This is a genomic window from Mesorhizobium sp. J18 (assembly GCF_007829525.1).
Classification (GTDB): Bacteria; Pseudomonadota; Alphaproteobacteria; order Rhizobiales; family Rhizobiaceae; genus VLJP01.
The window spans coordinates 17086-23586 of the sequence record NZ_VLJP01000043.1; the positions used below are offsets into that span (position 1 = coordinate 17086).

Sequence of the window (6501 nt, forward strand, 5' to 3'; positions counted from 1 at the left end):
CGCCGCCCGGCAGACTTCCCGCTGCGAAAGCTGGCATGGCGGCTGCCAATAATGCGAGCAGAGCCGCGCCGAAGAATGCCCGCGGATTGCAAATCATCGGCATTCCCCCTGAATGGTCGCCATCAAACAGGGTTGTTGAAGGTGTCGCAGTCTGCCAGCCTTCCGCTCTGCAACCCGCGCTGGAACCATGTGGCGCGCTGCTCGGACGTGCCATGGTTGAAGCTGTCAGGCACGACATAGCCCTGCGTGCGCTTCTGCAGCGTGTCATCGCCGATCTGATGCGCGGCGTTCAGCGCCTCCTCGATGTCGCCCGACTCCAGCAGCCCCTTCTGGTCGGTATAATGCGCCCATATGCCGGCGAAGCAGTCGGCCTGCAGCTCGACGCGCACCGACATCTGGTTGGCTTCGGCCTGCCCCATGCTCTGCCGCATCTCGTTGAATTTCGGCAGAATGCCGATCAGGTTCTGCACGTGGTGCCCGACCTCATGGGCAATCACATAAGCCTGCGCGAAGTCGCCCGACGCGCCGAATTGCTGGGAAAGCTGGCCGAAGAAGGAAAGGTCGAGATAAACCTTCCTGTCGAGCGGGCAATAGAACGGTCCGCTCGCCGCAGACGCGAGACCGCAGGTTGACTGAACCCGGCCACTGAAGAGCACCATGGCCGGTTCCTGATAATTTTGCCCTTCGGCCTGGAAGATGCCGTTCCAGACATCCTCGGTCTCGGCCAGCACAGTGGCGGCGAACTGGCTCATCTCGTCGCTCGCGCCCGGCTCGACACTTTCATCCATCGTCACCTGTCCGGGGCCGGTCAGACCGCCGCCCGTCAATATCGCCAGCGGATCGATGCCGCAGGCTCTCAGCGCGAAGAACAACACGACGAGGATGATGATGGTGGAGAAGCTCAAGCCGCCGGAAGCGCGTCCCACCGGGATGCGGATCGGATTTCCGGCGCGGCCGAAACCACCGGGGAATCCTCTGCCTCCGGCTCCCCGCCGGTCCTCGACATTGCTGCTCTGACGACGACCTTTCCAGCGCATGATTTCCTCCTCGTCCTCGCGGGCCAAAGTGCAGCCGCCCCGCGATCCTGGGAGATATCGGAACGGTCGGATAAAAGTTACAGCGTTTTTTTACTCGCCGCTATCCTGATCGGGAAGCGGCGGCATCGGTTACGGACCGTTCGCAGCCCGCCGACCATCCGGGCCAGCCCGGCCTGACCGGGCAAGGAACCGGATGGTGCCACGTGGCGCGGCATATGCGGCGTGGAGACGCGATTTCCGGGGTTCCCTCCCTCCGCTCCTTCCCCTATAAGGCCCGCCTAGCCTGACTCAAGAATCTGCATTCGCATGGCCCGGCTGGCCCCGTCCGCCGGGCGTTTCGCGCAAGCCCACGGACCACGCCACATGCCAAAACGTACCGATATCAAGTCGATCCTGATCATCGGGGCCGGCCCCATCGTCATCGGCCAGGCCTGCGAATTCGATTATTCCGGTACCCAGGCCTGCAAGGCACTGAAGGAGGAAGGCTACCGCGTCATCCTGGTCAACTCCAATCCGGCCACCATAATGACCGACCCGGAACTGGCCGACGCCACCTATATCGAGCCGATCACACCGGAGGTGGTCGCAAAGATCATCGCCAAGGAGCGGCCAGACGCGCTGCTGCCCACCATGGGCGGCCAGACGGCGCTCAACACCGCCCTGTCGCTTCGCCGCATGGGCGTGCTGGACCGCTACAATGTCGAGATGATCGGCGCCAATGCCGAGGCCATCGACAAGGCCGAGGACCGCGCGCTGTTCCGCGAGGCCATGGCCAGGATCGGGCTCGAGACGCCGAAGTCGATGCTTGCCAATGCCACGGAGGTCAAGGACGCCGACCGGCGCCGCCACGAGGAAGAGCGCGCCAAGCTCAAGGCGGCCTATTCCGGTTCCGATCTCGATGCCGCCCTCGATGAACTGGAGAACCGTTGGAATCTCGGCGAAGGGGACCGCAAGCAGCGCTACATGAGCCATGCCATGGCGGTGGCTGCCCAGGCCCTCGACCATGTCGGCCTGCCGGCGATTATCCGCCCCTCCTTCACGCTCGGCGGCACCGGCGGCGGCATCGCCTACAACCGTTCCGAATTCTTCGAGATCGTCGAGCGCGGCCTCGACGCCTCGCCGACCACCGAAGTCCTCATCGAGGAGTCGGTGCTCGGCTGGAAGGAGTACGAGATGGAAGTCGTCCGCGACAAGGCGGACAACTGCATCATCATCTGCTCCATCGAGAATGTCGATCCGATGGGCGTGCATACGGGCGATTCCATCACCGTCGCCCCTGCCCTGACCTTGACCGACAAGGAATACCAGATCATGCGCAACGCCTCGATCGCGGTGCTGCGCGAGATCGGGGTGGAGACGGGCGGCTCCAACGTCCAGTTCGCCGTCAATCCGGACACCGGCCGCCTCGTCGTCATCGAGATGAATCCACGCGTGTCGCGCTCCTCCGCCCTGGCCTCCAAGGCCACCGGCTTCCCGATCGCCAAGGTCGCTGCCAAGCTCGCCGTCGGCTACACGCTGGACGAGCTGGAGAACGACATCACCGGCGGCGCCACACCCGCCTCCTTCGAGCCGTCCATCGACTATGTCGTGACAAAAATTCCGCGCTTCGCCTTCGAGAAGTTCCCCGGCGCCTCGCCGGTGCTGACCACGGCCATGAAGTCGGTCGGCGAGGTGATGGCCATCGGCCGCACCTTCCAGGAATCGCTGCAGAAGGCCCTGCGCGGACTGGAGACCGGCCTTACCGGCCTCGACGAGATCGAGATCCCCGGCCTCGGCGATGGTGACGACGACAAGAACGCCATACGCGCAGCACTCGGCACGCCGACGCCCGACCGGCTGCGCATGGTGGCGCAGGCATTGCGCATGGGCACCTCAGTCGAGGAGGTCCATGCCATGTGCCAGATCGACCCCTGGTTCCTTGAGCAGATCGCCGGCATCGTCGCCATGGAAGCGCGCATTCGCGAACATGGCCTGCCGGAGGATGCCAATAATCTGCGCATGCTGAAAGCCATGGGCTTCTCCGACGCCCGCCTAGCCTCGCTTGTGAAGAAAGACGCGCAAGAGGTTCGAAAGCAACGCCAAAAGCTCGGCGTGCACCCGGTCTACAAGCGCATCGACACCTGCGCCGCCGAATTCGCCTCGCCCACGGCCTATATGTATTCCACCTACGAGACGCCTTTCGCCGGCCGGCTCGCCGACGAGGCGCAGGTCTCCGACCGGAAAAAGGTCGTCATCCTTGGCGGTGGCCCGAACCGGATCGGCCAGGGCATCGAGTTCGACTATTGCTGCTGTCATGCCGCCTTCGCGCTGGCGGATGCCGGCTACGAGTCGATCATGATCAACTGCAACCCGGAGACGGTCTCGACCGATTACGATACCTCCGACCGTCTCTACTTCGAGCCGCTGACCGACGAGGACGTGCTGGAGATCCTGCACGCGGAGCAGCAGCGCGGCGAGCTCGTCGGCGTCATCGTCCAGTTCGGCGGTCAGACGCCCTTGAAGCTGGCCGCCGCCCTGGAGCAGGCTGGCATTCCGATCCTCGGCACCGCGCCCGACGCGATCGACCTCGCCGAGGATCGTGACCGCTTCCAGAAGCTTCTCACCAGGCTCGACCTGAAGCAGCCGAAGAACGGCATCGCCTTTTCGGTCGAGCAGGCGCGCCTGGTCGCTTCCGATCTCGGTTTCCCGCTCGTCGTGCGTCCGTCCTATGTGCTTGGCGGTCGCGCCATGCAGATCATCCACAATGAGGGCATGCTGCAGACCTATCTGCTCGACACCGTTCCCGGCCTCGTGCCGGAGTACATCAAGCAGAAATATCCCAATGACAAGACCGGCCAGATCAACACGCTGCTCGGCAAGAACCCGCTGCTTTTCGACACTTATCTGAGCGAGGCCATTGAAGTGGACGTCGACTGCCTGTGCGACGGCAAGGACGTCTATGTTTCCGGCATCATGGAGCATATCGAGGAGGCCGGCATCCATTCCGGCGACTCGGCCTGCTCGCTGCCGGTCCATTCGCTGGATGCAGGGCTGGTCGAGGAACTGGAACGTCAGACAGCGGCGCTGGCGCGCGCGCTGAATGTCGGCGGCCTGATGAATGTGCAATATGCCGTCAAGGACGGCGAGGTCTATGTGCTGGAGGTCAATCCGCGCGCCTCGCGCACGGTGCCCTTTGTCGCCAAGACCATCGGCCGCCCAATCGCCAAGATCGCCGCACGCATCATGGCCGGCGAGACGCTGAAGGAGGCTTTCGCCCATTACGGCGCCATGCCCCGCGCGAAGGATCTCGGCCATATCGCCGTCAAGGAGGCCGTGTTCCCCTTTGCCCGCTTCCCCGGCGTCGACACCCTGCTCGGCCCCGAGATGAAATCCACCGGCGAGGTCATGGGGCTCGACCGCGACTATGCGCTGGCCTTCGCCAAGTCGCAGCTCGGCGCCGGCGTCGACCTGCCGCGCTCCGGCACGCTTTTCGTCTCCGTGCGCGACGAGGACAAGCCGCGCGTGCTTCCGGCGGTCAAGCGGCTGGCTGGCCTTGGCTTCAAGGTGCTCGCCACCGGCGGCACGGCGCGTTTCCTGCGCGAGCATGGCGTCGAGGCGGAGAAGATCAACAAGGTACTGGAAGGCCGCCCGCATATCGAGGACGCCATCCGCAACCGGCAGGTGCAACTCGTCTTCAACTCGACAGATGGCCAGAAGGCGGTTTCGGATTCGAAGTCGCTGCGCCGCGCCACCCTGATGCAGAAAGTACCCTATTACACCACCATAGCCGGCGCTGAAGCCGTCGCCGAAGCCATCGCCGCCCTCAAGGCTGGGTCACTGGAGGTCAGGCCGCTGCAAGGGTATTTTTGAGCCTCCCACCCTCCCCCCTTGAGGGGAGGGTCGGCCGGCAAAGCCGGTCGGGTGGGGATATTTCCGGGTATCTCGCCGCCCTTATCTCTCCCCTTGCGGGAGATAATGCCTCACCCCCCATACTCTTCGTCAGTAACATGCTCCAGCCACTCCACGGCCGAGCCGTCGAGCTTTTCCTGGATGGCGATATGCGACATGGCCACCGTCGGGCTGGCGCCGTGCCAGTGCTTCTCGCCCGGCTCGAACCAGACCACGTCGCCCGGCCGGATGTCCTCGATCGGCCCGCCCTCGCGCTGCGCCCTGCCGAGGCCGGATGTGACGATCAGCGTCTGGCCGAGCGGATGCGTGTGCCAGGCCGTTCGTGCGCCGGGCTCGAAGGTGACCAGCGCGCCAGCGACCCTCGCCGGCTCCGGCGGGCTCATCAACGGATCGATCCGCACCGTGCCCGTAAAATATTCCGCCGGCCCCTTGCCGGAAGGCTGCGACCCGCTCCGTTTGATCTGCATGGTGGTCCTTTCCTTGGCTACTGGCTTGCCGATACCAGACTTAACCCCGATTTGCAGCCTCAGGGAAGACGCAGGAGCACAGGGAGAATGCCCTGAAGTTGAAGTTCTCCCAATAGCTCAAACAGTGGCATGGCAAGTATGAAGGGGGCGGCGTCGAATAAGGTTCTGACCACGCGAGCGGGCTCGATCTCGAGCTTCTGGGGTGCGTTCCACCGGCGAATATCGGGAAGAAATCTGGGTACTCTACGACAGTATTCGATATATTCCTGACCGAAAATTGCCCGAAGTGCTGCTTCCTCACGGAGCACAACCGGGCGAAAGATAACAAATGCCAAAAAGAAGAAGAGCATCGCCAGGGTTATGCTTCCGCTGCATGCTCCCATCCCGATCGTGCCTATAAACGAGAATACATAAAGAGGATTCCTGACGATCGAAAAGGGGCCCTCGGTCACAAGTTCCTGTATCTTGCGTCCTCCAATATATAGCGAAGCCCAGCAGCGGCCGATAATGGCAATCAGCACCAGCGAAAAGCCGATATTTTCGATCCATTCTTGAACAGGACCTTGCCAGCTCCACAAGGACCGAACGAACGGCAGCGTGCAGGCAATCAAGAAGAATATCGCAAACAGGATGCGCTTTCTTGCTCTTTGGACCCTGGGCAGGTTGGACGCTTCAGATGACACTAGGATATTCATCGTGGTTCCCTCGATCTCAACGGCTGATGGCGGCGAGTAGTTGTGAAATCAGGCGGAATTGCGTGGGCGCCGCATCCTCCTTTCCTCTCCCCGCAAGCGGGGGAGAGGTGCCCCGTGCAGCCCTGAGCCTGTCGAAGGGACGAGAGGGGGAGAAGGATGAAGGGCAACGCGGTGAAGGAACACGCGGGGATAGATTCTTCGCCCTCTCCGCGCCAAGCCGTTGCTTCCATTCACCATTCACCGATCCCCATTCACCATTTCATCCCCGCCTTCCTAACCTGCGCTATCCTTGCCCCATCCCTTTCCGCGGGAAAGCGGGTCGCGACGGCGGTCCCGCGGGAAAGGGACCGGCGCCTCCGTCCTGCCCTCGTAAGGCAGGGCCGGGGAGGTTCCGTCCAAGGGTTCCCCTCCCGG

Annotated in this window: 4 protein-coding genes; 1 reads left to right on the top strand and 3 read right to left on the bottom strand. The window is 63.1% G+C overall.

The features are described from left to right. Positions 1–122: 122 nt before the first annotated feature. Entirely contained in the window at positions 123–1037 is a 915-nt protein-coding gene (locus L598_RS15110; RefSeq protein ID WP_144863807.1) for a neutral zinc metallopeptidase, read from the bottom strand. Between the two features lie 363 nt (positions 1038–1400). On the opposite strand from L598_RS15110, the gene carB reads away from it, so the two are divergent. Then, positions 1401–4886: a carbamoyl-phosphate synthase large subunit gene (gene carB, locus L598_RS15115; protein WP_144863809.1), complete on the top strand. Its 3486-nt coding sequence runs from the start codon at positions 1401–1403 to the stop codon at positions 4884–4886. A gap of 110 nt (positions 4887–4996) precedes the next feature. Here the strand turns inward: carB and L598_RS15120 are convergent, their stop codons facing one another. Further along, the gene (locus tag L598_RS15120; protein WP_144863811.1) at positions 4997–5392 is read right to left on the bottom strand and encodes a cupin domain-containing protein; all 396 of its coding nucleotides are present in this window, start codon (positions 5390–5392) and stop codon (positions 4997–4999) included. 59 nt (positions 5393–5451) lie between these two features. After that, complete coding sequence (locus L598_RS15125; RefSeq protein ID WP_144863812.1) at positions 5452–6087, bottom strand: isoprenylcysteine carboxylmethyltransferase family protein; 636 nt, start codon at positions 6085–6087, stop codon at positions 5452–5454. Between the last annotated feature and the right edge of the window lie 414 nt (positions 6088–6501).

Excerpts from the sequence above, each read along its gene's own strand:
- L598_RS15110 (WP_144863807.1), bottom strand. The coding sequence starts at position 1,037 with ATGCGCTGGAAAGGTCGTCGTCAGAGCAGCAATGTCGAGGACCGGCGG.
- carB (WP_144863809.1), top strand. The coding sequence starts at position 1,401 with ATGCCAAAACGTACCGATATCAAGTCGATCCTGATCATCGGGGCCGGC.
- L598_RS15120 (WP_144863811.1), bottom strand. The coding sequence starts at position 5,392 with ATGCAGATCAAACGGAGCGGGTCGCAGCCTTCCGGCAAGGGGCCGGCG.
- L598_RS15125 (WP_144863812.1), bottom strand. The coding sequence starts at position 6,087 with ATGAATATCCTAGTGTCATCTGAAGCGTCCAACCTGCCCAGGGTCCAA.